Below are 1,216 nucleotides of genomic sequence, written 5' to 3'. Positions count from 1 at the left end.
ACAACAAATCCCTCTAAATTCTTAAAATATTTCTTCTCAAAGGCTTCAGGGCTTAACCAGCCATTTGCAGAATGTCTTCTGACCCGATTGTAATAAATCTCAATATAGTCAAACAAGACAGCATTCGCTTCTTTTCGAGTGGCAAACACACTGCCATGGACCACATGACCTTTCAATGTATGAAAGAAGCTTTCAGTCACTGCATTATCCCAACAGTTTCCACGTCTAGACATACTCTGAGTACAATCATTTGTCAGTAACAGCGCTCTAAAATCACGACTACAGTACTGTGAACCTTGGTCCGAATGAACCATAACACCAGTTGGATAACCCTGACGAGCCATTGCATAGTTAAACGTATCACACACCAACTGGCGGTCTATTCGATGGCTGGTTTGCCACCCCACGATACGACGACTAAATAGATCCAGCATCACACATAAATACAGCCAACCTTGCTTGGTACGGATATAGGTAATATCCGTTGTCCAAACCTTGTTAGGCTGAATGACTGTAAATTGACGCTCTAACAGATTGGGTGCTGTAGGCAAACGATGGTTTGAATCAGTCGTATGCTTGTATTTACGCGCAATCCTGCTGCGTAAACCCAGATTTTTCAGCATTCTTCCAACAGTGCGTTCACTCATGCTGTAACCTAAATCATGCATGTCATGTACCAATGAAGGTGCACCCAATCGTGCATGATGCTGCCAATATACGGCTTTTAAATCATTATATTTCTCTACCGTATTGGCCTGACGTTTTCGCCAGGCATAATAGCCTGAAGTGCTGACACCTAGGTATTTACAGGCAGAAGATACCGTGACTTCATTCATATCTAGATCTTGAATTACCGTGTACTTTTCTTGGCATGATCTGTTAGAAAGTACACATGCGCTTTTTTTAAGATGTCATTGGCTTCCTTGAGCTGTTTGACTTCTTTCTCTAATTCCAAGATCCGCTGTTGTTCTGGTGAAAGTTGACGTTTGCTTGAACCCACTGGATTGGTTTCACGAATCCATTTGTCTAAAGTTGAATAACCCACACCTAATTTCTGGGCGATTGCAGCTATAGGCTCGTGTGAGTTTGAAAGTGCATAATCAATTGCTTGCTGTTTAAATTCAGCACTAAAACGTTTGGCCATTTCTTGGATCTCCAAAGTTAACGTTACGTTATCTTTAGAGGGAAGTACTGTCCATTATTTTGGCTAGGATCA

The 1,216-nt window shown here is 41.6% G+C and carries 1 protein-coding gene; it reads right to left on the bottom strand.

The window, feature by feature from the left end:
* Positions 1 to 1,144 (bottom strand): IS3 family transposase gene (locus AC056_RS19020; protein ID WP_139112257.1). Its coding sequence is split into 2 segments (ribosomal slippage), with 1,145 coding nucleotides annotated over them: positions 1 to 910 and positions 910 to 1,144; the frame shifts between segments, so codons are not numbered across the junction. This gene is flagged as partial in the annotation.
* Between the last annotated feature and the right edge of the window lie 72 nt (positions 1,145 to 1,216).

Origin of the sequence: Acinetobacter genomosp. 33YU (assembly GCF_001990725.1) — a bacterium.
GTDB lineage: Bacteria > Pseudomonadota > Gammaproteobacteria > Pseudomonadales > Moraxellaceae > Acinetobacter > Acinetobacter seifertii.
Note: the sequence above shows the minus strand (reverse complement) of the source record. Positions and strands in the feature narration are given on the sequence as shown.